Genomic DNA, 23452 nt, shown 5'->3' on the forward strand with positions numbered 1-23452 from the left:
CCGTGTCCGCATTGGTGACCCCAGGGATACGAACACGAAAGAGCTAAATGCGCCAATCGTGAACCGGTGGAGCGGCGGTAAGTCCACCCGAGTGAGCTACCTCCGGCGATCCGCGTTCGCGGTGGTCGAGTCCGATTTCCTTACCCGCAAAGGGTAAATGAGGTGAAGTTCACGCGACTCACCCAACCGTCCGGCTCAAGTTGCGATGGAGCGCGAAGGGACTTTGATAGGAGTTATGCGCCGGTAGTCGGCGTATTCACAATAGGTGAGGAGTTCTCATGGGTATCAACTTCGAAGGCATGAAGGACAAGGTGAGCGGGGAGCACGTCGACAAGGCCGCCGATTTCGCGAAACCCCGCTTCGGTGACCACTCCGACAAGATCGACTCGGCCGCCGACAAGGCGAAGGACTACCTCGGCGAGTCCGGCGGCGAGCAGCAGCCGGGCGAGGGGCAGCAGGATTCACCGCAGGGTCAGTAACCCGAGGACGTCACGGAACGGCGCGTACCCGGACGTGACCGAGGTGTCGAGAACCCGGGAGCGGCGGTAGAAGGGGCTGAGGTCGAGCCCCACGCCGATCCCGCGGATCTCGACGATGTTCTCCTCCCGCGGCACCGTTTCCCGCAGATGCTCGTCCAGGTAGTGCGGATCGTTCGCCAGGCACGTCGCGCTGTCCATGGGGCTGCCGTCGGAGAGGACGAGCAGGATCCGGCGTGCCTCCGTTCGCGCGCGCATCCGGCCACAGGCCCAGGCCACGGCCTCGCCGTCGATCCCTTCCCGGAACAGATCGGCTTTCAGCAGTGCCGCGAGATCCGGGCGCGCCCGGCGCCATGGGGTTTCGGCGTCCTTGAACACGAGGTGCAGGCGTTCGTTGAGCCTGCCGGGATGGCGCGGCCGTCCCGCTCGTCTCCATTCCCGCCCGGGTCCGCCGCCGTTCCAGGCGCCGGTCGTGAAGCCGAGTACCTCGCAGGACGCGCCGGCGAGTTCGATCGAGCGCGCGAAGAGGTCGACCAGCGCCGTGACGGGTTCCGCGTGCGCGGTCATCGAGCCCGAGCAGTCGATCAGGAACGTGACGAGGGTGTCCGCCACCGGTTCGATCCGCTCGGTGCGGAAGATCCGGCGTTCGGTGGGCGAGCTGATCAGCTGCGCCAGGGTGCGGCCGTCGAGCCGGCCTTCCTCCTGGCCGCCGTCCCAGCCGTCGCGCGCGGGTTCGGCGAGCACCGCCTTGAGGTCGCGTGCCAGCCGTCCCGGCCCGACGCCCTGCCTGGCGACCCGCCGGTCGAGCCGTTCGCGGAGTTCGGCCAGCAGTCCGGGGCGCACCAGATCCGACGCACGCCGTTCGCGGTCGTACGCGGTGGTGAAAACCCGGTACGCCGCACCGGATTCGCCCAACGTCCGGCTGGTACCGGCGGTCGCGGAGGGAATCTGCTCGCCGAGGCTCGCGTCGAAGTCGATCACGAGGCTGAACCGCGGGTCGGTGGGATCACCATCGTCCTCGGCGTCCTGCTCGGTCCCGGCGAGCAGGACGCCGGTCGTCCGGGCGATCGCCAGCGCGTGTTCGGCGAACGCCTTCTGGTCCGTCCGGTGCCGCCGAAGCCCGGCGAGGTCGTGGCCGAGCGAAGGGGCCAGCGCGAACCTGGTCGCCTCGATGAGGTCTTCGGTCTCCTCGACCACCGGTTCGCCGGTGATCCGTGACCGGCAGATCTGCGCGACCGTGTACAGCAGCAGTCCGCGTGCGGTCTCGGTCAGGCCGGACCGGTGGAACTCCAGTGACCAGCGAAGATGGCGGAGGCGCAGGTTCCGCCGCATTCCCGGTAGGTCCGCGGGCGGGAGCGACTCGACGCGGAACTGTTCCAGCAGCTCGAAAATCCCGCGTTCGGCCGGGTCTCGCGGGCACAGGCTCCGGTGCAGGGCGACGTCGGAGGACGTCAGGCGCAGCGCCATCCCGTCCGCGATGCCGCGGGACGACAGCGGATCGTCGTCGGCCGACGGACGAAGATGCGGTGCGTGCAGGGGGAGCGGTTCGCGTCCGCGGTGCAGCCGTCGTGCCCGGAAGTGGAGCGCCGGATCGCCGCTGAGTGCCCGGATCGCGGCCGCACACAACTCCTCGACCTGGTTGCGGCGCCGGGTTTCCGCCTGCCCCGTGGTCATGCCGAGAGCAGCTGGAGCTCGTCGTCGAAGCAGCGCTGGAAGTACTCCGCCACCAGGTCCCGCTCGGCTTCGTCGCATTTGTTCACGAAGGACAGCCGGAAGGCCGTCGCCGGATCACCGAAGATCTCGATGTTCTCCGCCCAGGTGATCACCGTGCGCGGGGACATCAATGTGGACAGATCACCGGCCTGGAAACCCTTGCGGGTCAAGGCGGCCACCGCGACCAGCGACGCCGCCAGCGTCTCGGAGACACTGGGAACCCTCGCCCGCACGATCGCGATCTCCTCGGCGGCGGGCAGGTAGTTCAGCGAGGCCACGATGTTCCAGCGGTCGATCTGCGCGTGGTTCAGCCGCTGCGCGCCGTGGTAGAGCCCGTTGAGGTTGCCCAGCCCGACCGTGTTGGCGGTGGCGAACAGCCGGAAGGACGGATGCGGCCGCAGAACCCGGTTCTGATCGGTGAGGGTGAACTTGCCGTCGCGTTCGAGGACCCTCTGGAGCACGAACATGACGTCCGGGCGGCCCGCGTCGTACTCGTCGAGCACCAGCGCGACCGGCCGCTGCAACGCCCACGGGAGGATGCCCTCCTGGAACTCGGTGACCTGCTTGCCCTCGCGCACCACGACGGCGTCGCGGCCGACGAGGTCGAGGCGGTTGAGGTGACCGTCCAGGTTGACGCGCACGCACGGCCAGTTGAGCCGTGCGGCGACCTGCTCGATATGGGTCGATTTCCCGGTGCCGTGCAGACCTTGCACCAGCACCCGGCGGTCGCGGGTGAAGCCGGCGAGCAGGGCCAGCGTCACGTCCGGGTTGAAGCGGTACGCCTCGTCGACCTCGGGGACGTGCTCGCCGCGCTCTCGGAACGCGCCGACGACGAGGTCCGAATCGATGCCGAAGACTTCGCGTACCGGGAGCCGAAGCTCGGGGATCATGAGAACTCCTTACGACGGAACACTTTCCGGTTCGGACGCGCCCTCGGCGTCGACTCGGCTGATCGCCTCGGCCGCGCGCTGGAGTGCGGGCAGCGTCTGTAGCGCCTTGTCCGGTGTCAGGCGCATGACGGGCGCCTGCACGGCGACGCAGAGGTTGGCGCGCCCCGGCACGAGGACCGCGACGCACACCAAGCCGGGCAGGAACTCCTCGTCGTCGAGCGCGAACCCGTCGCGGCGGATGCGGGTGAACTCGGCTTCGAGCGCGTCGAGGTCGGTGAGGGTCTTGTTCGTGTACCGCTTGAGCGGCGCGTGCGCGAGCAGCTTCCGCCGCTGCGACGGGCTCATCTGCGCGAGGATCATCTTGCCGCTGGCCGAACAGTGGATCGGCACGCGGGAGCCGGGCCGGAGGTAGAACCGCAGCGGCTCCGGCGTCTCCACCCGGTCGAGGTACACGATCTCGTTGCCCGACAATGTGGTCACGTTGCAGCTCTCGCCGAGTTCGTCGACGAGGTGGCGCAGGACGGCGTGCCGGGCGCCGTGGTGGGTCGCGTTGAGGAGCAGGTTCTCCGCGAGCCGTCGCAGCCGGTGGCCGGTGCCGTAGTGGCGGCCGTCGGCCTGGCGGACCAGCAGGCCCGCCCCTTCGAGTTGCTGCAGCATGCGGTGCAGAGTCGGTTTCGGCAGGCCGGTCTCCTCGACGAGGCCCTGCAGGGAGACCAGCTGGTCCTTGGCGGCGATCAGCTCGAGCAGGGAGAACAGCCGCATGGTCGGCGTGTCCCCGTTGATCGGATCGGGTTCGCGAAGCAGCTCCATGTTCCGGAAAGTAGCACATTTCGTCTCGGTTTTCAGAATCCGACGTTGACGCTCGGCGATCCGCGTCCTATCGTCGGTCGCATCCTGATTTCAGGAACGCCACGTATCGTTTTTTGTAAATCTTGCCTGTCGAAGGAGCGCAACATGACGGAACGGAAGACGGGTGACGGCCGCGTGGTCGTCAGCGGCCGGAAGAAGATGACCCCGTCCGAGGCCTTCGTCGAGACGCTCGTGGCGAACGGCGTCACCGACATCTTCGGCATCATGGGGTCGGCGTTCATGGACGCGATGGACATCTTCGCGCCGGCGGGCATCCGGCTGGTACCGGTCGTGCACGAACAGGGCGCCGGGCACATGGCCGACGGCTACGCCAGGGTGAGCGGCAGGCACGGCGTCGTCATCGGGCAGAACGGCCCCGGCATCAGCAACTGCGTGACCGCGATCGCGGCCGCCTACTGGGCGCACAGCCCGGTCGTCATCGTGACGCCGGAGGCGGGCACGATGGGCACCGGCCTCGGCGGCTTCCAGGAGGCCAACCAGCTGCCGATGTTCCAGGAGTTCACGAAGTACCAGGGGCACGTCAACAACCCGAAGCGGATGGCCGAGTACACCGGCCGTTGCTTCGACCGGGCACACTCGGAACTCGGCCCGACGCAGCTCAACATCCCGCGCGACTTCTTCTACGGCGAGATCGAGGCCGAGATCCCGGAGCCCGCCCGGCTCGACCGCGGCCCAGGCGGCGAGCGGAGCCTCGACGAGGCCGCGGCGCTGCTGGCGACGGCGGAGTTCCCGGTGATCATCTCCGGCGGCGGCGTCGTGATGGCCGACGGCGTCGAGGAGTGCAAGGCGCTGGCCGAACGCCTCGGCGCGCCCGTGGTGAACAGCTACCTGCACAACGACTCGTTCCCGGCGAGTCACCCGCAGTGGTGCGGACCGCTGGGGTACCAGGGTTCCAAGGCCGCGATGAAGCTGATCTCGCAGGCGGACGTCGTGATCGCGCTCGGCTCGCGCCTCGGCCCGTTCGGCACGCTGCCGCAGCACGGCATGGACTACTGGCCCAAGGACGCGAAGATCATCCAGATCGACGCGGACCACAAGATGCTCGGCCTGGTCAAGAAGATCACCGTCGGCATCTGCGGCGACGCCAAGGACGCGGCGGTCGCGCTGACCAGGCGCCTGGCGGACCGTACACTGGCCTGTGACTCCACAAAGGACGCTCGCGCGGCGAAGATCAAGGCGGAGAAGGACGCGTGGGAGGCCGAGCTCGACGCTTGGACCCACGAGACCGACCCGTTCAGTCTCGACATGATCGCGGAGCAGGAGAGCGAGGAAGGCAACTGGCTGCACCCCAGGGAAGTGTTGCGGGAGCTGGAGAAGGCGATGCCGCCGCGGGTGATGGTGTCGACCGACATCGGCAACATCAACTCGGTCGCGAACAGCTACTTGCGCTTCGAGGAGCCGCGCAGTTTCTTCGCCCCGATGAGCTTCGGCAACTGCGGGTACGCGCTGCCGACCATCATCGGCGCCAAGGCCGCCGCGCCCGACCGGCCCGCGATCTCCTACGCCGGCGACGGTGCGTGGGGGATGAGCATGGGTGAGATCATGACCGCGGTCCGGCACGACATCCCGGTCACGGCGGTGGTGTTCCACAACCGGCAGTGGGGCGCGGAGAAGAAGAACCAGGTCGACTTCTACAACCGGCGGTTCGTCGCGGGCGAGCTGGAGAGCGAGAGCTTCGCGGGGATCGCCAAGGCGATGGGCGCGGACGGCATCGTCGTCGAGAAACTCGACGAGGTCGGCCCCGCCCTGCAGCGTGCCGTCGACGCGCAGATGAACGAGGGCAAGACCACCGTCATCGAGATCATGTGCACCCGCGAGCTGGGCGACCCGTTCCGCCGGGACGCGCTGTCCAAGCCCGTGCGGTTCCTGGAGAAGTACAAGGACTACGTGTAGGTCTCGTTATTTGCGCGTGAAGGCCCCCTTCCTCTTGGCTCGGTCGAAGGTGAAGGGGGCCTTCACGCGCGTTCAGCTGGGAAAGCTGGAAGTGCCCATCGGGCGGCGAGGTGGTCGTCCGCACGCGACGGCGTGAAGGGGACTTTCCCCCAGTCCTCCCCTTCTGCCTGCGACCACGCCGTGAAGGCCTCCTTCCCTACCTTGAGAGTAGGGAAGGAGGCCTTCACGGATCGGCCACCCATGGCTGGGCAACTGGACCCATCGATCGTCGCCGCTCTGGTGCTGGGCCGGTGCCAGCCGGGTTGCGAAAGTCGAAGCACAGACTCGTGTCTCGAAGGAGGTCTCCGGTGGACGTCACCCAGCTGCGAGCGCAGGCTCGACGGCATCTCGGCCCGCACTTCACCCGCAAGGACACCTGGGCCTCGGATTTCCCGGTGTTCGTACGCGGCGAGGGAAGCTACCTGATCGACACCGAAGGACGCCGTCATCTCGACGGGCTCGCCGGGCTCTTCTGCGTCAACATGGGCCACGGGCGGGCGGACATCGCCAAGGCGGCCGCCGACCAGGTCGGCACCCTGGCCTACGCGAGCAACTGGGGTTCGGCGCACACCCCGGCGATCGAGGCGGCCACGCTGCTGGCCGAGCTCGCGCCCGGCGACCTCGGGACGACGTTCTTCGTCAACTCGGGCTCCGAGGCGGTCGAAACCGCGCTGAAGTTCGCCCGGCAGTATCACCGCAGCCAGGGGGAGCCCGAGCGAACGAAGATCATCAGCCGGGACATGGCGTACCACGGCACGACCATCGGCGCCCTCTCAGTGACCGGGCTGGCGAAGATCAAGGAGCCCTTCGGCCCGCTCATGCCGGGCGTCCGGCACGTGCCGAACACGTTGGGACTGCTGGGAGACTGCGGTCCGGCGTCCGAATTGGACTGTGTCACGGCGATCGAGCGGGTCATTCTGGAGGAAGGGCCGGAGACGATCGCGGCGCTGTTCGCCGAGCCGGTGCAGAACGGCCGCGGGGCGCTGGTGCCGCCGAAGGGGTACTGGCCCGCTTTGCGCGCCCTGTGCGACAAATACGGCGTCCTGCTTGTGTCCGACGAGGTCATCTGCTCGTTCGGCAGGCTGGGGCACTGGTTCGGGCACGGTGTCACCGGGGTCGTGCCGGACCTGATCACCTTCGCCAAGGGATCGACGTCGGGCTACGCGCCGCTCGGCGGGGTGATCGTGCGCGAGAAGCTGGTCACCGAGCTGTACGACTCCCCGAAGGGTGGCGTCTTCACCCACGGCGCCACGTGGGGCGGGCATCCGGTCGCCACCGCCGTCGCCGTCGCGAACCTCACCGCGATGCGGGACGAGCGGGTGCTCGACAACGTGCTCACCGAGGGGCCGGAGCTGTTCGCCGCGCTGAACTCGCTCAAGTCCGCGCACCGCTGCGTCAAGGACGTCCGCGGTACCGGGTTCTTCTACGCCATCGAGCTGATGGCCGACCGCGACAGCGGCCGGGAGCTGACCGAGGCGGAGTCGTTGAAGGTGCTTCGCGAGGTGCTCCCGGAGGCGTTCCGGCGCACGGGCGTCATCCTCCGCGGCGACGATCGCGGTGCGACGATGCTGATGATCTCGCCGCCGCTCGTCGCCGATCGCGAGGTGCTCACCGAGCTTCTCCACGGCGTCGACGCGATGCTCAACGACGTCGAGAAGGCCGTCCAGCCCTGATCCTCTTTTCACCAGGTGGGGGTCGCCGTCTTCCGGCGGCCCCCGCTTCGTCCGTGGAGGTACTTCGATGAGCCTGACCACCGAGGTCACGCCGGACGCCACGCTCGACGCATGGCGGGAGGCGTTGCGCGGCCGGGATCTCCGCGTCGCCTTGCCTGACGGTGACGACGAGCGCGCCGTCCGCGCCGCACTGACGCTGCGGGACGAGGGGATCGTGCGGCCGCTGCTTTTCGGCGACAGGGCGCGCCTTCGCGCGGTAGGGGCCACGGACGACCTGATCGTGGACCTCGCGGACGCTCTTGCCGACGACGGGATCGAGGCCGCGCTGACAGCGGGATTCGCGCGTCGTCCGCAGAACCTCGACGCCGCCCGGCGCGATCCGGTTTTCGTGGCGGCCGCGGCCTTGCGGGCGGGCGTCGTGGACGCTTGTGTCGCCGGCGCGACCAGGCCGACCGCCGACGTCCTGCGCGCGGGGCTGCGGGTCGTGGGCCTCGCGCCGGGAGTGTCCACTTTGAGCAGTTGCTTCCTGCTGCTGCTCCCGGACGGGCGGCGGCTGACCTTCTCGGACTGCGCTGTCGTGCCCGAGCCGGGGGCGGCGCAGCTGGCGGACATCGCGCTCGCCGCGGCGGCGACCCATCGCGGCCTGACGGGCGAAGACCCCGTGGTCGCGATGCTGTCGTTCAGCACGCAGGGGAGTGCCGCCCATCAGCGCGTCGACGTCGTCCGTGAGGCGACTTCGTTGGTGCGGCAGCGGGAACCCGGCCTTCCCGTGGACGGAGAATTGCAGTTCGACGCCGCGCTGGTGGCGTCGATCGCGGCGGCCAAGGCTCCCGGATCCGCGGTAGCCGGCCGCGCGAACGTCCTCGTCTTCCCCAATCTGGACGCGGGCAACATCGGCTACAAGATCGCCGAACGGCTCGGCGGCGCCGTCGCGCTCGGCCCGATCCTTCAAGGCCTCGCCGCGCCGCTCAACGATCTCTCCCGCGGCTGCTCGGCCTCCGACATCGAGACGCTCGCGCTCCTGAGCGCCGTCCAAGCTAGCCGAGCACGGCAAGGGTGACGTAGGCGATGGTGCCGACGAGCAACGTGGAGAGCAGGCCGAGCAGCAGCGCCCGGCCACCGGTGCGGACCAGGGTGCCGATCCGGACCGCGCAGCCGAGCCCGAAGAGCGCACCCGCCAGCAGCAGCGTGCAGACCACCTTGGCGACGTCGAGTGCGACGCCCGGCAGGATCCCGGTGCTGCGCACCACCACCATCGCCAGGAAACCGAGGACGAACAGCGGGACCAGCGGCGTGCGCTTCCCGCCGGCGGACGGGCGGCGACGGCGTTCGTGCACGCTGACCGCGGCGACCATCGGCGCCAGCAGGACGACCCGGCTCAGCTTCACCACCACGGCGACCGCCACCCCGGCGGTCCCCGCCGGGGTGGCGGCCGCGACGACCTGCGCGACCTCGTGCACGCTCAACCCGGCCCAGCCGCCGAGCCGCAGCGCGTCCATGCCCAGCCAGCCGCCGAGGAGGGGGACCGCCGCGATCGCCAGGCCGCCGTAGAAGGTGACCAGCGCGACCGCGGTCGCGACGTCGGAGTCTTCACGCTCGACGACGCCTTCCATCGCCGCGATCGCCGACGCGCCACAGATGGAGAACCCGGTCGCGACCAGCATCGCGAGACCGCGCGGAACGCCGATCAGCCTGCCCAGCCCGAGCGTGCCGAGGAACGTGAGGCCGACCGTCAGCACGACCGCGAGCAGGGTGCCAGGACCGAGGGAAAGCACCGAAGGGAGCGCGAGTTGCAAACCGAGAAGGACGACACCGGCGCGCAGGAGCTTCTTCGTCACCTTCGCGATGGCTTGCCTGGTGCCGTCCGAGAGCACCGGCAGCGAGCCGGCGAGCACCCCGAGCACGACCGCGAGCGTGAGGGCGCTGAGCACGGGAACGGCGGTGCTCAGCAGATACGCGACGGCCACACCGAGCGCGGTGACGGCGAGACCGATCAGATGCGGCTTCGTCCGCCGCGCATACGTGGTGCTCATGCTGACGAGCGTCGTCCGGAAAGCACGGTGCCGGTAGCCGGGAATACGGCGGGTAGATCATGCAGTTTGGCTATGACAGCACCGGAGCTGGATTCGTTGCGCCTGCTCGTCCTCGTCGGCGAACTGGGCAGCATCGGGCAGGCCGCCGCCGTCCTCGGACTCGCGCAGGCGTCGGCGAGCAAGCGGCTGTCCTTTGTGGAACGACGACTCGGTCTGGTGCTGATGGACCGGACCCGCCGCGGTTCCGCGCTCACCCCGGACGGTCGCGTGATCGCCGGCTGGGCGCGCCGCGTGCTCACCGAGCTCGACGGGCTGCTCGACGGCGCCGAGGCCCTGCGGACCCGGCACGAGGCAGAGCTCCGCGTCGCGGCGAGCATGACCTTGGCCGAACACCTGGTCCCGGGCTGGATCGGCGAGCTCAACCGCGCGAACCCCCGCCTCTACCTCGGCCTCGATGTCACGAATTCGGAGCAGGTGGCCGTACTGGCCCGCGAGGGCAAGGTCGACCTCGGCTTCGTCGAGTCGCCTGGGGCGCTGCCCGGTCTCGCGTCGCGGAAAGTCGCTGGTGACCATCTCGTGGTGGTCGTCTCCGGCACCCATCCCTGGGCGCGCGAACGTCGTCGGCTGACCCCGGCGGAGCTGGCGAGTACGCCGCTCGTGGTGCGGGAACACGGCTCCGGAACCAGGGAGACCGTCGACACCGCCTTGCGCGAGGCCGGCGTGGGGCCGGTGAAACCGCTGCTGGAGCTGGGTTCCGCGTCCGCCGTCCGCAACGCCGTACTCGCGGGAGCGGGCCCCGCGGTGATCAGCGCACTGGACGTCGCCGGACACGATCTCGTGGTCGTCGCGGTGGAAGATGTCCACTTCGGTCGCGTCCTGCGCGCGGTCTGGCCCGCCGGACGGCGCCTCGACGGCCCGGCGGCGGAACTGCTGGCCTTGGCGACGCACAAGCCGTCCTGAGTGGTATCTGGACCCCTTTCCCGCATCGTAACTGGCACTCGCTCAGGGCCCGACTTGTTCCTACGGTGACCGGAACCACAATGGAGCTCCCAGCGCCACCGCCCCGGCGGTGCGTGCGAGAAGGAGGAGACGTGACTTCAGCGTCCGACCCGGCACAGAGCAGCGGCCTGAAACCAGGGCTCAAGCAGCGACATATGAACTTGATCGCCCTCGGCGGCGTCATCGGGGCCGGGCTGTTCGTCGGCAGTGGCGTGGTCATCCAGTCGGCCGGTCCGGCCGCGGTGGTCTCGTTCCTCATCGCCGGCCTGATCACCGTGCTCATCATGCGGATGCTCGCGGAGATGACGATCGCCAAACCCGCGCTCGGCTCGTTCTACGTCTACGCGAGGGAAGCGCTCGGCAACCGCGCGGGTTTCGCCGTCGGCTGGATGTACTGGTACTTCTTCGTCATCGTCGTGGCGGTCGAAGCCGTCGCGGGCGGCCGGATCCTGCAGCTGTGGGTACCGGACGTGCCACTGTGGGTGCTCAGTCTCGGCCTGCTCCTGATCCTCACCGGCACCAACATGGTCTCGGCCCGGTCCTACGGCGAGTTCGAGTACTGGTTCTCCTCGATCAAGGTCGTCGCGATCGTCGTCTTCTTGGTCGTCGGTGCCCTGTACCTGTTCGGCTTCTGGCCGGGTGCCCAAGGTGGACTGACGAATCTGGTCTCTCACGGCGGATTCGCGCCACTCGGGATCGGCGCGGTACTCGCGGCGGTGGTCCCGTGCATCGGTTTCTACACCGGCGCGGAGATCGTCACCATCGCCGCCGCCGAGTCCGCGGAACCGAAGAAGGCGATCGCGAAGGCCATGCGGTCGATCATCTTCCGGGTCGTGCTGTTCTACGTGGGTTCGGTGTTCCTCGTCGTCGCGATCAAGTCCTGGGACGACCCGGCGACCGCGGTGAGTCCGTACGCGGCCGTGCTGGAGGTGCTCGGTATCCCGGCCGTGGCCACGATCATGAACGCGATCGTCCTGACCGCGGTGCTCTCCTGCCTGAACTCGGCGCTGTACACCTCGTCGCGGATGCTGTTCGCGCTCACCAGCAACGGCGACGCGCCGAAGGCCTTCACCGCGCTTTCCCGCAGCGGTGTGCCGCGGCGCGCGATCCTGGCCGGGACCGCGATCGGGTACGTGTCCGTCATCGCCGCCTACACCTCGCCGGATCTGATCTTCCAGTTCCTGGTCAACTCCTACGGTGCCGTCGCGCTGTTCGTGTACCTCTCGATCGCGCTCGCGCAGGTGCGGCTTCGCCGCAGGCTGGAACGGGAGGATCCGGACAAGCTCACGCTCAAGATGTGGTTGTTCCCGTGGCTGAGCTACGCCACCATCGCGCTGATGGCCGCGGTGATCCTGGCGATGGCGCTGCTGCCGTCGACGCGCTCGCAGTTCTGGCTCAGCGCGGTGACACTCGCGTTGATCCTCGTCGGATTCGAGATCCGGCGGCGGCGGGGGAGGCCGGTGGCCAAGGTGCCCTCCGGGCCCATCGATCCCGAACCCACGAGGGACGCGGCCCCGGCCGCCGTCCGGGAGTGACCCGGCGGGCACCGTGAAGCCCGGCCCGCCCGCGGGTTCTCCTGCGGGCGGGCCGTTTCCCCGTTCACCGGCTCACGGTGATCTCCCTTGTCACGCTTGAAAGTTTCTCGGGATTGCGGACGTGGTAGGCGCCGGTGACGTAGCCGTTTTCGACCCGTACCGCCAGCACGCCGTCGATCTCCCGCCTGCGCGAAACCCGGCCAGCGCACCTGCTCGATATTCAGATCCGGAACCAGCACCGGCGATCCGCTCGTGAACGCTTCCACGCCGGGCCCCTCGCCGACGGTGTACTGCGCTTCCGCGAGGTCGGCGGCCCCCTGTTCGCTGGCGCCCAAGACCTCCTCGGCGTGTGAACCACCCCGCAACGCCAGGATCGCCGCGTCCACCTGGCCCAAGGTCTCCACACAGGCGAGACAGACCGTCTGCGCCCAGCTGTCACGACGACCCGCCACCTCGGCGGCGGAGGCGATGGCCCGCCACAACGGTCTTCGACGCCGCCCATCCACCGCCGTGCTCCTTCTCCGCCTGGGCCACTCCGGGGCCGGCGCCCCGGAACAGTAACCCTACGAGATGACGCCGGTGACGGCAGCTTCGTCCTCGCCTCGTGGGAACGGAGGTCGTGGAACGACGCGACGACGGTGAGGATGACGGAGCCGCACTGAACGGCCGGCTTGCCCCCGGGACTTTCCGCCCTCACCAAGGGAAAGCCGGCCGCCCTGTGACGCGGTGGGACGCGTGCACGCCACCGCCGTCAGGGAGTCTGCCGGCCTGGCAAGGGGCTACCCGCGTGCAAGGGGTCCAAACCGATGACCACGAGGGGGCCGCCGTTCTGGTCCTCACCTGCTCGGGTGGGCGCCGCCGTTGACTCCGAGAGTCTGTCCGGTGATGTGCCGAGCGCCCGCGGAAGCGAGGAAGTACACCGTTTCGGCGATGTCGACGGGAATCCCGGCACGGCCGGTGCAGGTCGCGTCGACCAGTTGCTCGGCCCGCTCGGCGGGGAGCTTGTCCCGGAAGAACTCGGTTTCCCGGATGTAGCCAGGCGCGACCACGTTCGTGGTGATCCCGCGGGCGCCGAGCCGGCGGGCCAGGTCGACGTTCCACGACGCCAGCCCGGCCTTGGCCGCGCCGTACGATCCGGCACCCTGGTCGGCGGCGATGGACCCGATGTGGATCACCGATCCGCCTTCGGACAGCCTGCTCTCCACGGCGGTGGTGGTCAGCACCGCGCTGATCAGGTTTGCGTCCAGATTGGCGCGCCACCGCGCGAGGACTCCGGCGAGCCCATCCCGCTCGGGGAGATCGAAGTCGGTGTTGCCGCCGGCGTTGTTGACCAGCACGTCGATCGGTCCGTCCAGCTCGGCCAGCGAGGCGACGACCTGCTCGGGATCGGTGCTGTCGCAGACGAGTGGCCGGACCGACGAGCCGCCCAGTCCGGCCGCCGCCGCGACCAGTACGTCCTCGCGCCGTCCGGTGATGTGCACGACGGCGTCCGATGCCGCGAATTTCGCCGCCACGGCCTTGCCGATGCCGGTGCCCCCACCGGTGACCAGGATTGTCCGAGTCATCTGACTTCCTTCGTGTTGGCCGATCCCTGTCACGTTTAGACCTAAATGATAGGCTGGGCGGCGTGTGGCGACAACCGTGGTGGAGGTCTGGATGAGTGCAGCGGCCGAACAGGATCCGACGCCGGACGCGGCGGACGAGATCGAGGCGGCGTGGCAGCGCGAACGGCCCGGAACGTCGACCGAGTCCATCGGCATCGTGACCCGGGTGTGGCAGCTGGCCAAGGTGTTCGGCGAGGACCGCCGCCGCGTCCTCTTCGACTCCGGCGTCGATTCGGCCACGTTGGACCTGCTCAGCGTGCTCCGGCGCAGCTCGCCGCCATACTCGTTGACGACCAGGGAACTGGCGAGGTCGACCCTGGTCACGGCGGGAGCGATCTCGCAGCGGGTGGCCCGCGCGGAACGCGAGGGATTGGTCGAGCGGCACACCGAACCGCCCGGCCGCAGCGTGTACGTGACACTGACCCCGGCCGGGCACGCGCTGGTGGAGCAGACCGTCGACCGGGTGCTCGAGCGGGAACTCGAACTGATTTCCGGGCTGAGCGACGAGCAGCGGGCCCAACTCGCCTCACTGTTACGGGTGCTGCTCGCCGAGGTTCAGAGCCGGTGCGACGATCACGGTGTTTCCCATGTCGGCGATGTCGGTACGGCCCTCTGAACCCGCCGGGGGATCGGTTGACATTGTTCACTGTGCTCGCTTTCACGGCCGCGGCGGCGGTCATCGTCATCGTTCCGGGGCCGGATCAAGCGCTCCTGCTCCAGACGAGTGCCGCCGCCGGACGTCCGGCGGCGGTGCGCACCGCCGCCGGGGTCCTGCTCGGCATCGTCTTGTGGGGTATCGCTTCGGTGGTGGGGCTATCGGCGTTGCCGGCCAACGGCAGTGTGGCTTTCCGGGTCGTCACGGTGATCGGCGCGGCCTACCTGATGTGGCTCGGGGTCATGGCTCTGCGTTCCGCGCTGTCGCCGCCTGCTCCCGCGCCGAACCGGGAAGGTCGCGGGAACACGGGTTTCTTCCTGCGCGGACTGCTCATGAATTGCCTGAATCCGAAGATCGGCCTGTTCTATCTGTCGATTCTTCCGCAGTTCCTCCCGGGTTCGGCGGCGTCGGCCCTCGGCGCCGAGCTCGTGCTCTTCGCCATCTATGTCACGGTGAGCGCCCTGTGGTTGTTCGGGTTCGCGTTCGCGGCCGGAAGTCTCCACCCGTTCCTGAACCGGCCGCCGGTCAAGAGATCGTTGGATTCGGTCGTGGGCGTGATCTTGCTGGGACTCGGAGTCGTCGCCTTGGTGGGAGTGTGACGGTGTGGTCGTACGACAGGATGAACCGGCTCTGTGACAGGAGATTCTCGTGCCGCGGCCAGGGTGAACGGCGGTGTCCGGTGCCGGGGCCACGCGTTCCAGCTTCGTCCAGCCGGTCCAGCCTCGCGTTCTCAGCAGCTCGATCAGGCGGCGGGCCGGCGGGGCGGTGTCGAAGGCCAGTGTGTCCATCAGATCGGCGAACGGTGGGGTGACCTCGGTGTCGCCGACATAGGCCTCGTCCCGCTCGTCGGCCATCCGCGTGATGTAGACGGCCAGCTTGTCGGCCAGCTCGACCAGTTCGGGATCGTCGCCTGCCCGGTCGAGAGCCTGTCCCAGGGTGAGATAGAAATCGATGAGCGGTGGGTCGGTGATCTGCTCCCTCTTGCGCGCCGCCCACTCCGGGACTCGCTCGGGTGAATGCGCGGCCAGCAGGATCCAGCCGTCCCGCTCGACCTGGACGATCCGCTCGTCGACACCGTGCGCCCGCAGCCGGTCGAGAATCTCGACCACCTCCGGGGGCAGCACCAGACCGTCCCCGGAGGCGAGCCGGGCGATCCGCTCGCGATGCCGCTGCCGCTGCCGGATCTCGGCGCGCAGCCGCTTGTCGATGTCGGTGACCGCCGCGGCGAATTCCCTCTCCCCGGCGTGGAGCAGTTCCCGCACCCGCGACAGCGGGACCCCTGCTTCGGCGAGAGTCCTGATCCTGATCAGCTCGACCACGGCACCGGCGTCGTACCTCCGGTAGCCGGAGTGGTCGCGCCCGGGCTCCGGCAGCAGGCCCTTGGCGTGATAGTGCCGCACCGCGCGCACCGTCACCCCCGCGTACGACGCCAGCTCGCCGATGGTCAGCATCTGTCCAGTGTCCTCGCCTCGCGTGCTGGTCAGAAGGTCGCCTCGCGGATCAACCGGGCGATGTCCCGGGCGTGGGTGACGACGAGCCGGTGGTCGGCGTCGAGCCACGACGTGGTGAGGTGTGGCCGTTCCCGGACGAGCCGTTCGACTCCGGCCCGCCAATTCTCGTTGCGCCGCCGCGCCTGATCGTCGTCGCTGTTCCCGGCCATCGAAGCCGACATGATCAGGTGGATCGGGCGGTCGATCTTCCGGTACCGGTCGAGGATGCCGGAGCGCACCGCTTCGATCTCGATGTTCAGATCGAGGAAGTCCTGAGGAGTCAGCAGCACCTGACGCTCGGTGCCCGCGACCCGCTCGAACTCGTGCCGCAGTCCCTCGGCCATCGCACGGAACCCCGGCAGGTCGGCCTCGGTGAGGAACGGTTCGGGTACCGGGTTCGCGCCGTCGATGAGGACGAGCCCGGACACGGCGTCCGGATGACCGGCGGCGTAGTGCACGGCCAGGTCCGCGCCGAGCGAATGCCCCACGAGCAGGGGCGCGTGGTCTTCCGACTCCGCCATGACGGCGCCGAAATCGCCGAGGAACGCCTCGAAGGTGTACCGGTCCGCGGACGAGGAGAGGCCATGACCCCTGAGGTCGAAGGTCATCACGTCGTGGTCGCGGCGCAGCAGCTCGATCAGCTCGCGCAGGTCGGCCTGAGTCGTGAGGAGCCCGGGACACAGGACCAGCGGCCGTCCCCGGCCGCCGCGGGAGACCTCGATCGCGACGCCGTCCCGGTGGACCGTGAAATAGCTGTCTTTCGTGCTCATGGCGGCCATGCTGACGGGTTGACCCAGCGTCAGGGTCAACCCGCCGGCGGCTTCAGTGCGGGTACAGCCGGATGATCGCCGACGGCGGCACCGCGCCGCCCAGGAGAACCCCCTTCGATCGCGACCGTCCGTTGACCGGGTTTACGCCACTTCTTCGTGACCCGGTTGTCCTTCGTCGTGGAGATGAACCGGTCCTTGAACTTTTTCTTGCCGCCGTGCCCCCATATGCCCGTCCGCGTGCCCGGCTTTGTTCTTCCTGTACTTCAGTGGCCGGTGTGCGAAACGGTTTCGGGTGAGGTGTCGCAGTCGGTACCGTACTGGCGACAGCGGTGTACCGAGAGTCGAGACAGTGCGAGGTGCGGTGTCCGTGGCGGGTGAACGGGTTCCGGAGGGTGTCGACATCCGGGTGCCCAGTGCGGCACGGGTCTACGACTGGCTGCTCGGCGGTAGCCACAATTTCGACGCCGACCGCGCTGTCGGGGAGAAGGTCATGGCGGTCCTGCCCTCTGGCCGTCAGGTCGCCGCGTCCAACCGGGCGTTCCTTCGCCGTGCCGTGCAGTACATGGTCGGACAGGGCATCACCCGGTTCCTCGACCTGGGCTCAGGGATCCCGGCGGTCGGGAACGTGCACGAAATCGCCCAGGACATGGATCCCGAATGTCAGGTGGTCTACGTCGACTACGACAAGGTCGCAGTCGCCCACAGCCGCCTCATCCTGGACGGCAACCCGAACGCCGCCGTTGTCGAGGAAGACCTCTGCGAGCCTCAGGCGGTCCTGAATTCGCCCGCGGTGCGGGCGTTGCTGGATTCCGACCAGCCGATCGGGCTGCTCATGGTGGCCGTGTTCCATTTCATCCCGGACAGCCTGCACCCCACCGAGATCGTCGCCCGTTACCGGGAGGCACTGCCGGCAGGCAGCCTGGTCGCGCTGTCGCATCTGACCGCCGACCACGCGCCCCGGGAAATGGCGGCGGTCACCGAGGCGATGAAGAACAGCAGGGATCCCATGTACTTCCGCCCCTACGCCGAGGTCGCCGCGCTCTTCGACGGACTGGAGCTGATCGATCCCGGTGTGGTGAGCGCGCCACAGTGGCATCCCGAACCCGGCCTCCGTGACATCGAACCGGACGACGTCTACGCCGGGGTCGGACGCAAGGTCTGAGGTCCTCAGCGTCCTGTTCGCGACGGGAACGGATTTCCCGGCTTGCCCATGCGCGTCATCCGGTGGCGTCACCGTCGGGGGACGAGTCGGTACGACGACTGGCTGCGCATACCGCGCAGAATCTCGGCGTGGCGGACCGGCTCGATCGTCCGGACAGTCCTCACGCGCTTGCCGCGGCAGTCACCCATCGAGATGAATGGTTACGCGTCCACCGGGAAGCTTTCGGTTTCGTCAGCCTCGTACTCCGCCCGGCCTCCGGGTGACGCCGCGGTCGACGCAGAAGTCCCACAACGGGCCGGAGTGGCAGATCATGACGATGTCTTTCTTCTTCGAGATCTTCTTGTCGTAATGCGTGCACTTCGGACTTGAGGTCGTGTCCCGGTAGTAGGGATTTGCCGAAACCCGACCCGGCATACCGCGATTTGGACAAAGTTTCCCCTCTCTCGGAGCTTTGCGTGATTCGCTCGTCTATTCCGTTGGGCGCGGGAATCGGCCTCTCCGGTGAAAAACCAAACTGGGGATTGCCGCGCGCAGGTCGACAGAACGCTGTCGACCTGTCGGTGTTCGTCCGACGATGGGCGGTGCCGGACGTGACCAGCCCGGTCGTGGATACCGCCGGGTGGCGACCGGGCTTGAGTCCGTTTGTCATGCTGCCGGTGTGGCAACCACGGAAACACAGCCTGTCCAGGCGCCCGCCGGCCGGGGGCGAGCACTGGTTCTGGTGTGCCTGGCCGGCGTGCTCTGGGGCACGATCGGTCCGGTCATCCCGGTCGTCCACGACGCTTCGGGCCTCTCACCACTGGCCATCGGCGGGTACCGCGCCTTCGTCGCGGTGGTCGTCCTGGTGATCGCCGCTGCCGTGATGCGGCGGTTGCGCGACTGCGTGCGGCTCGGTCGGCGGCATTGGCGGCGGGTGGCGGCGGTCGGGGTTTCGACGGCGATCTTCCAACTGCTCTTCTTTGTGGCCGTCCTGTGGGCCGGCGTGAGCATCACCACCGTGGTGTGTCTCGGGTTCGCGCCGGTGCTGTTGCTGATCACCGGCAGCGTCCGGCGTCGCCGCCGGCCTTCCGCCGGCCAGTTCCTCACGGTCGCAGTCGCACTGGCCGGGCTTCTCCTGGTCAGTGTCGCCGGCAGCCCCGACGGCGAAGCGCCGTACCCGGTGCTAGGTGTGCTCACCGCACTCGCGTCCGGAGCCGCCTACGCCCTCTCCGCCGACGCGGCCGGGCCGTTGTCCCTACGGCTCGACACGCTGACCATGACCACGACGACGACCTGCGTCGCGGCGATGGTGCTCGTTCCCGCCGGACTGATCGTGCCGTTGGCGAGCGGCGGTGGGACGTGGACCGGCGACCTCGGGTCGTGGGCGCTGATCGGCTACCTCGGGGCCGTGACGATGGCGCTCGCCTACGCGCTGCTGTTCACCGGCCTGCGGACCACACCCAGCGGCGCGGCGGTGGTGGCGACCCTGCTCGAGCCGGTCACCGCTGTCGTGATCGCCGTCGTCTGGCTGGGTGAGCGGCTGACGGTGGCCGGTGTCGTGGGAATCGTGCTGATCATGACCGCGATCGGCAGCCTCGGACGTCAGTCGAAGGAACCGGCACCGCAGTGATCCGGCGCTAGTGGGAAAATCGCCGGTCGTCCAGAGTGGACTCAGCGGTCGAATCGGTCGGCGAAACCAGCGGCCCCGGCGCCGATCCGCGGCCCGAGTTCGTCACGTCGACCGGTATCCGGCCCGGTGGTCGAAACGCTGTCCATCACTTCCTTTGGTGATGAAGAGCTGTCGTTCTATTTGATCCGTATGGCAAAGGTGGCGTGATCGAGTTCCCGTCATGAAGGTCGACGGAAGAAGGTTTGAAGAGGGTCGTGAGTGGCGTTTCGGGTTAGAACCCGAAACGCCACTCACGACCACCCCGCGCCGACCACGCCACGTTTGCCTTACCCCTTATAACTCCACGCCGCCACCCGTGACCAGGGGCCACTGGGATGGCCTCTTTTTCGATTCTGCGGCGAACAGCAGACTGTGACGGCCCGAAGCCACGGTCTGTGCTCTACGGCACCCGAACCGGGCGCGAAACACCACGCAATGATGGAAAGGTCTCCTGTTGAGCGACGGACTCGATTTTGTCACTTTGTTCCGCAACCGGGTTGCCGAAAACGCCGACAAGCGTGCGCTCGTCTTTCTCCGGGAGTCAGGGACCGGCATGACCGAAGAGAGCGTGACATATCGCGATCTCGATTCGAGGGCCAGGCGTGTCGCGATCTGGCTGCGGGAAAACACCGAACCGGGTGAGCGAGCGATCCTGCTGTTCCCGCCTGGACCAGAGTTCGTTGTCGGCTTTCTGGGATGCCTCTACGCCGGCGTCATCGCGGTACCCGCGCCGCTTACCGCATCAGGCGGGAATGGCGCTGCTCGTTCCCGGGCCCTCGCGCACGATGCTCAAGCGAGCGTGATTCTCACCGAAAGCAGCTACGCGGCGACCATTCGCGACTGGCTTGATCACCACGTCCTGCCCCGCCGGATGCGTCACGCCGCGACGGACATGCTTCCCGCGGCCTCGCCGCGTGCGTGGTTCCCCGTCAAACTGACCTGGCAGACGACCGCGTTCCTCCAGTACACGTCGGGCTCGACCGATCGGCCCAAGGGAGTCGTGGTCACTCAGGGGAACCTGATGAGCAACCAGCACCTCATCCAGCAGTCACTGGGCACGGGCCGGGATGACTCGCTGGTGGGCTGGCTTCCGCACTTCCACGACATGGGTTTGATCGGGCAGCTGCTGCATCCGCTCTACTTGGGTGGAACTACGCAGTTCATGTCCCCGATGACGTTCCTGATGCGTCCACACCGGTGGTTGTGGGCGGTCAGCCGCTACCGCGGCACCGTGAGTGTCGCACCGGACTTCGCCTTCAGGTTGGCTACGGACAGGGTCACCGACGATCAACTCGCCGAACTGGATCTGTCTTCACTGCGTGTGCTCTGCAACGGATCCGAGCCCGTGCGGCACGACTCACTGAAGGCCTTCATCGAGCGGTTCCGGCCCGCCGGACTGGATGAACGCGCGATCCTTCCGTGCTACGGGCTCGCCGAGTCGACTCTCTTCGTCACAGGTACCAAGGGCCGGGGAATGGTGACCCGCGCGGTGGACGCCCAAGCGCTGGAACGAAACGAACTGAAGGACGCGGATTCGTCGGCGAACAGCAGTGTTCTGGTGAGCAGTGGAACGCCATCGGGGGTCACGGTCCGAATCGTCGACCCGCTGACCCGGAGGCCCTTGCCGGACGGTCAAGTGGGTGAGATCTGGGTACGCGGCGGCAGTGTGGCGGCGGGATACTGGAACCAGCCGATGGAGAGTGTGCAGACGTTCCGTGCGACGGCCGCCGACGGTGACTACCCCTTCCTCCGTACCGGAGACCTCGGCGTGCTGGACGGCGGCGAACTCTATGTGACCGGCAGGCTCAAGGAGCTGCTGATCGTCAACGGCCGCAACCTCTACCCGTGGGACATCGAGCGAACAGCCCACCTGGCCCATCCCGCGCTGGGCAAGGGAAGGGCTGCCGCCTTCGCCATCGGCGAGCGCTGGGATCAAGTGGTTCTCGTACACGAAGTGAGCGCGGCGCGGTTGCGGGAGGCCAGTGCCGACGAACTCGCCGCGCTGGTGCGGCGCAAAGTGCGAGCCGACCTGGACGTCCAGTTGGCCCACGTGGTCATAGTGCGCTCCGGCGCGATCGCGAAGACGACCAGTGGCAAGGTGCAACGACGGCTGATGCGGGAGAAGTTCCTCTCCGGGCAGCTGAAGTCCCATCCGGCGTCCTCGACCACCGTGACCTTCGCCGACTCGAAGGTGGGTCGATGAAGTACCGGCCTTGGGAGCCCATACAGCGTTTGGAGCCGGTCCTCGGAAACCCCGAGGACCAGGGTCAGGAATTCGGCTATGCCCAGCTTGCCGCGCTAGACCACTCCGGCGAATTCCCGCATGGTGTCTGCCGGTACTTGGACGAACTCGGTCTGGGCCGGTACTACGTTCCCGCGCACCACGGCGGCCTGCTCACCAGCTATGAAACCACCGCGCATTTGGTGCGGATGCTGGCGAGGCGGGACATGGGAGTCGCCGTCGCGCACGCCAAGACCTACCTCGGTGCCGTTTGCGTCTGGATTGCCGGGAACCGATCCCAATCGACTTCCCTCGGCCGCATGATCACCGCCGGCGTCCCGGTGTCCTGGGGCCTCACCGAGCGGGATCACGGGAGCGACCTGGCCGGCGGCGAACTGGTCGCGGAGAAGTCGGGTTCCTCATACCGGTTGCGGGGTGAGAAGTGGCCGATCAACAACGCGACCAGGTGTGGCGTGATGTGCGTACTGGCGCGGACCGATTCTCTGGGTGGGCCGCGGGGTTTCAGTCTCTTCCTCGTCGACAAATCCACGCTGCCCGGCAGCTACCGATATCTGCCGAAAGTTCGCACGCTGGGCAATCGGTGCGCTGATGTCAGTGGAATCGTGTTCTGTGACGCCGAAGTTCCGGCGGATGCGCTGATCGGCACCGAGGGCTCCGGGCTGGAGAACGTCCTCAAGGGGCTACAGGTCACCCGGACGTTGTGTTCCGCACTGTCCCTCGGCAGCAGCGATCACGCGCTCCGGATCGCCATCGACTTCTTGGAGAACAGTAGCCGGGATGGCCGCACCGTCATCGATCTCCGGCGAGCGAGGAGGACCATAGCACTCGCGTACGCGGATCATCTGCTGGCGGAAGCGCTTTCCGTCGTGGCCGTTCGCTCCGTCCACACGCTCACCTCCGAACTCGCTGTGATCGCCGCCGTCACGAAGTACCTCGTCCCCACCCGCACGGAGGCGGCGATCGCGCGCCTGCGGCACTTCATGGGACCGGCCGCGCTTCACCAGGACGACCAGCGCCGGGGCAGCCTCGGCAAGGTCGAACGCGACCATCGCGTCGTCTCACTGTTCGACGGCAACACCGTGGTCAACCTGCATTCGCTGATCAGCATGTTCCCACTCCTTTCCCGGGCGCGCGACAAGCGGCTCGCTCCGGACCACGAAGGGCTCGCGGCATGCTGCGAGCTGTCCCGGCCGACACCACCGGCCAAACTCGACAGGCTGGCTCTGATACCGCGAAACGGAGCGAGCTTTCTGCTCGCGGCGGAATCGTCGATTTCGAAGATCGCCGTGCTCGCGAACGACAACCCATTGCTCATACCACTCGCCACAACGGCAAAACGGCTGGGCGAGGCATTGGACGAACTGTGGATGGACATCGCCGAGGAACCTTTGTCCGGAACGGACATCTCGAACCGCCTCTTCGCCGTCGCCAAGCGTTCCGCCCTCTATTTCGCCGGCGCGGTAGCGATCGAACTGTGGTTGCGAAACCATCGAGAAGTACCGGTACGGCGTCCCACGGGACGTCCGAGGCAGGCCGAAGATCTGCTGTGGCGTAACGGTGTCTGGCTTCATGCAGCGCTATACCGGATCCTGGCCGCGACCGGCGACCGGCACGGCGCCGTCGCCACCCCGCCGTTCGACGTGCTCTTCGACGTCTTGGCCGACCAGGTGAAGGACGAGCGACTTCCGTCGCTCTTCGGTTTTCAGCTCGCCGAGGCGACGACCGCGGGGACCCCGAGCAGTTACGGCAAGCTGTCATGA

At 68.0% G+C, this 23452-nt stretch carries 18 protein-coding genes and 1 pseudogene; 12 read left to right on the plus strand and 7 right to left on the minus strand.

The window, feature by feature from the left end; translation table 11 throughout:
- Positions 1–278: 278 nt before the first annotated feature.
- Positions 279–479 (plus strand): antitoxin, encoded by a 201-nt coding sequence (locus tag AC069H_RS10605; protein WP_478232089.1) that lies wholly within the window; start codon positions 279–281, stop codon positions 477–479.
- On the opposite strand, the gene AC069H_RS10610 is transcribed toward AC069H_RS10605, so the two are convergent.
- Genes AC069H_RS10610 through AC069H_RS10620 form a run of 3 tightly spaced genes read right to left on the minus strand, consistent with a single transcriptional unit; the run spans position 462 to position 3889 of the window.
- Entirely contained in the window at positions 462–2150 is a 1689-nt protein-coding gene (locus AC069H_RS10610; protein WP_478232090.1) for a cobaltochelatase CobT-related protein, read from the minus strand. The genes AC069H_RS10605 and AC069H_RS10610 overlap by 18 nt on opposite strands.
- Complete coding sequence (locus tag AC069H_RS10615; protein ID WP_478232091.1) at positions 2147–3079, minus strand: AAA family ATPase; 933 nt, start codon at positions 3077–3079, stop codon at positions 2147–2149. The genes AC069H_RS10610 and AC069H_RS10615 overlap by 4 nt, the downstream gene beginning before the upstream one ends.
- Before the next feature lie 9 nt (positions 3080–3088).
- Entirely contained in the window at positions 3089–3889 is an 801-nt protein-coding gene (locus AC069H_RS10620) for an IclR family transcriptional regulator (protein WP_340688425.1), read from the minus strand.
- A gap of 144 nt (positions 3890–4033) precedes the next feature.
- On the opposite strand from AC069H_RS10620, the gene xsc reads away from it, so the two are divergent.
- The 3 genes from xsc (at position 4034) to AC069H_RS10635 (ending at position 8614) form a co-directional block, all read left to right on the plus strand.
- Entirely contained in the window at positions 4034–5842 is a 1809-nt protein-coding gene (xsc, locus tag AC069H_RS10625; RefSeq protein ID WP_478232092.1) for a sulfoacetaldehyde acetyltransferase, read from the plus strand.
- A 347-nt stretch (positions 5843–6189) separates the two neighbouring features.
- The gene (locus AC069H_RS10630; RefSeq protein ID WP_478224617.1) at positions 6190–7554 is read left to right on the plus strand and encodes an aspartate aminotransferase family protein; all 1365 of its coding nucleotides are present in this window, start codon (positions 6190–6192) and stop codon (positions 7552–7554) included.
- A 67-nt stretch (positions 7555–7621) separates the two neighbouring features.
- Positions 7622–8614, plus strand: a complete 993-nt coding sequence (locus AC069H_RS10635) for a phosphotransacetylase (protein WP_478232093.1) — start codon at positions 7622–7624, stop codon at positions 8612–8614.
- Here AC069H_RS10635 and AC069H_RS10640 read toward each other — a convergent pair.
- A complete protein-coding gene (locus AC069H_RS10640; RefSeq protein WP_478232094.1) occupies positions 8592–9587 on the minus strand; it encodes a YeiH family protein in 996 nt (331 codons plus the stop codon). The two genes, AC069H_RS10635 and AC069H_RS10640, sit on opposite strands and share 23 nt — an antisense overlap.
- A gap of 72 nt (positions 9588–9659) precedes the next feature.
- Between AC069H_RS10640 and AC069H_RS10645 the strand changes: the two genes are divergently transcribed.
- The gene (locus AC069H_RS10645) at positions 9660–10547 is read left to right on the plus strand and encodes a LysR substrate-binding domain-containing protein (protein WP_478232095.1); all 888 of its coding nucleotides are present in this window, start codon (positions 9660–9662) and stop codon (positions 10545–10547) included.
- Between the two features lie 194 nt (positions 10548–10741).
- Entirely contained in the window at positions 10742–12121 is a 1380-nt protein-coding gene (locus AC069H_RS10650) for an amino acid permease (protein WP_478224894.1), read from the plus strand.
- 836 nt (positions 12122–12957) lie between these two features.
- On the opposite strand, the gene AC069H_RS10655 is transcribed toward AC069H_RS10650, so the two are convergent.
- Complete coding sequence (locus tag AC069H_RS10655; RefSeq protein ID WP_478232096.1) at positions 12958–13686, minus strand: SDR family NAD(P)-dependent oxidoreductase; 729 nt, start codon at positions 13684–13686, stop codon at positions 12958–12960.
- Positions 13687–13777: 91 nt separating this feature from the next.
- Here AC069H_RS10655 and AC069H_RS10660 point away from each other — a divergent pair, with 91 nt between their 5' ends.
- Entirely contained in the window at positions 13778–14341 is a 564-nt protein-coding gene (locus tag AC069H_RS10660) for a MarR family winged helix-turn-helix transcriptional regulator (protein WP_340688439.1), read from the plus strand.
- A gap of 32 nt (positions 14342–14373) precedes the next feature.
- A complete protein-coding gene (locus tag AC069H_RS10665) occupies positions 14374–14979 on the plus strand; it encodes a LysE family translocator (RefSeq protein WP_340688643.1) in 606 nt (201 codons plus the stop codon).
- A 657-nt stretch (positions 14980–15636) separates the two neighbouring features.
- Here the strand turns inward: AC069H_RS10665 and AC069H_RS10670 are convergent.
- Positions 15637–15831: pseudogene (locus tag AC069H_RS10670) on the minus strand (MerR family transcriptional regulator); the annotation flags it as partial.
- 29 nt (positions 15832–15860) lie between these two features.
- Positions 15861–16640, minus strand: a complete 780-nt coding sequence (locus tag AC069H_RS10675) for an alpha/beta fold hydrolase (protein ID WP_478224612.1) — start codon at positions 16638–16640, stop codon at positions 15861–15863.
- A gap of 367 nt (positions 16641–17007) precedes the next feature.
- On the opposite strand from AC069H_RS10675, the gene AC069H_RS10680 reads away from it, so the two are divergent.
- The 4 genes from AC069H_RS10680 to AC069H_RS10695 all read left to right on the plus strand — a co-directional run bounded on the left by AC069H_RS10680 (position 17008) and on the right by AC069H_RS10695 (position 23452).
- Positions 17008–17802 carry an SAM-dependent methyltransferase gene (locus AC069H_RS10680; RefSeq protein WP_478232097.1) on the plus strand — a complete coding sequence of 265 codons (795 nt, stop codon included), beginning with the start codon at positions 17008–17010 and terminating at the stop codon, positions 17800–17802.
- A gap of 658 nt (positions 17803–18460) precedes the next feature.
- A complete protein-coding gene (locus AC069H_RS10685; RefSeq protein WP_478232098.1) occupies positions 18461–19411 on the plus strand; it encodes a DMT family transporter in 951 nt (316 codons plus the stop codon).
- 520 nt (positions 19412–19931) lie between these two features.
- A complete protein-coding gene (locus AC069H_RS10690) occupies positions 19932–21653 on the plus strand; it encodes a fatty acyl-AMP ligase (protein ID WP_478232277.1) in 1722 nt (573 codons plus the stop codon).
- A complete protein-coding gene (locus AC069H_RS10695) occupies positions 21650–23452 on the plus strand; it encodes an acyl-CoA dehydrogenase family protein (protein WP_478232099.1) in 1803 nt (600 codons plus the stop codon). The genes AC069H_RS10690 and AC069H_RS10695 overlap by 4 nt, the downstream gene beginning before the upstream one ends.

It is taken from the genome of Amycolatopsis sp. NPDC043887 (assembly GCF_056435665.1).

What these genes read in the sequence shown, in the direction of transcription:
- AC069H_RS10605 (WP_478232089.1), top strand. Translation starts at nt 279, where the DNA reads ATGGGTATCAACTTCGAAGGCATGAAGGACAAGGTGAGCGGGGAGCAC.
- AC069H_RS10610 (WP_478232090.1), bottom strand. Translation starts at nt 2,150, where the DNA reads ATGACCACGGGGCAGGCGGAAACCCGGCGCCGCAACCAGGTCGAGGAG.
- AC069H_RS10615 (WP_478232091.1), bottom strand. Translation starts at nt 3,079, where the DNA reads ATGATCCCCGAGCTTCGGCTCCCGGTACGCGAAGTCTTCGGCATCGAT.
- AC069H_RS10620 (WP_340688425.1), bottom strand. Translation starts at nt 3,889, where the DNA reads ATGGAGCTGCTTCGCGAACCCGATCCGATCAACGGGGACACGCCGACC.
- xsc (WP_478232092.1), top strand. Translation starts at nt 4,034, where the DNA reads ATGACGGAACGGAAGACGGGTGACGGCCGCGTGGTCGTCAGCGGCCGG.
- AC069H_RS10635 (WP_478232093.1), top strand. Translation starts at nt 7,622, where the DNA reads ATGAGCCTGACCACCGAGGTCACGCCGGACGCCACGCTCGACGCATGG.
- AC069H_RS10640 (WP_478232094.1), bottom strand. Translation starts at nt 9,587, where the DNA reads ATGAGCACCACGTATGCGCGGCGGACGAAGCCGCATCTGATCGGTCTC.
- AC069H_RS10645 (WP_478232095.1), top strand. Translation starts at nt 9,660, where the DNA reads ATGACAGCACCGGAGCTGGATTCGTTGCGCCTGCTCGTCCTCGTCGGC.
- AC069H_RS10650 (WP_478224894.1), top strand. Translation starts at nt 10,742, where the DNA reads ATGAACTTGATCGCCCTCGGCGGCGTCATCGGGGCCGGGCTGTTCGTC.
- AC069H_RS10655 (WP_478232096.1), bottom strand. Translation starts at nt 13,686, where the DNA reads ATGACTCGGACAATCCTGGTCACCGGTGGGGGCACCGGCATCGGCAAG.
- AC069H_RS10660 (WP_340688439.1), top strand. Translation starts at nt 13,778, where the DNA reads ATGAGTGCAGCGGCCGAACAGGATCCGACGCCGGACGCGGCGGACGAG.
- AC069H_RS10675 (WP_478224612.1), bottom strand. Translation starts at nt 16,640, where the DNA reads ATGAGCACGAAAGACAGCTATTTCACGGTCCACCGGGACGGCGTCGCG.
- AC069H_RS10695 (WP_478232099.1), top strand. Translation starts at nt 21,650, where the DNA reads ATGAAGTACCGGCCTTGGGAGCCCATACAGCGTTTGGAGCCGGTCCTC.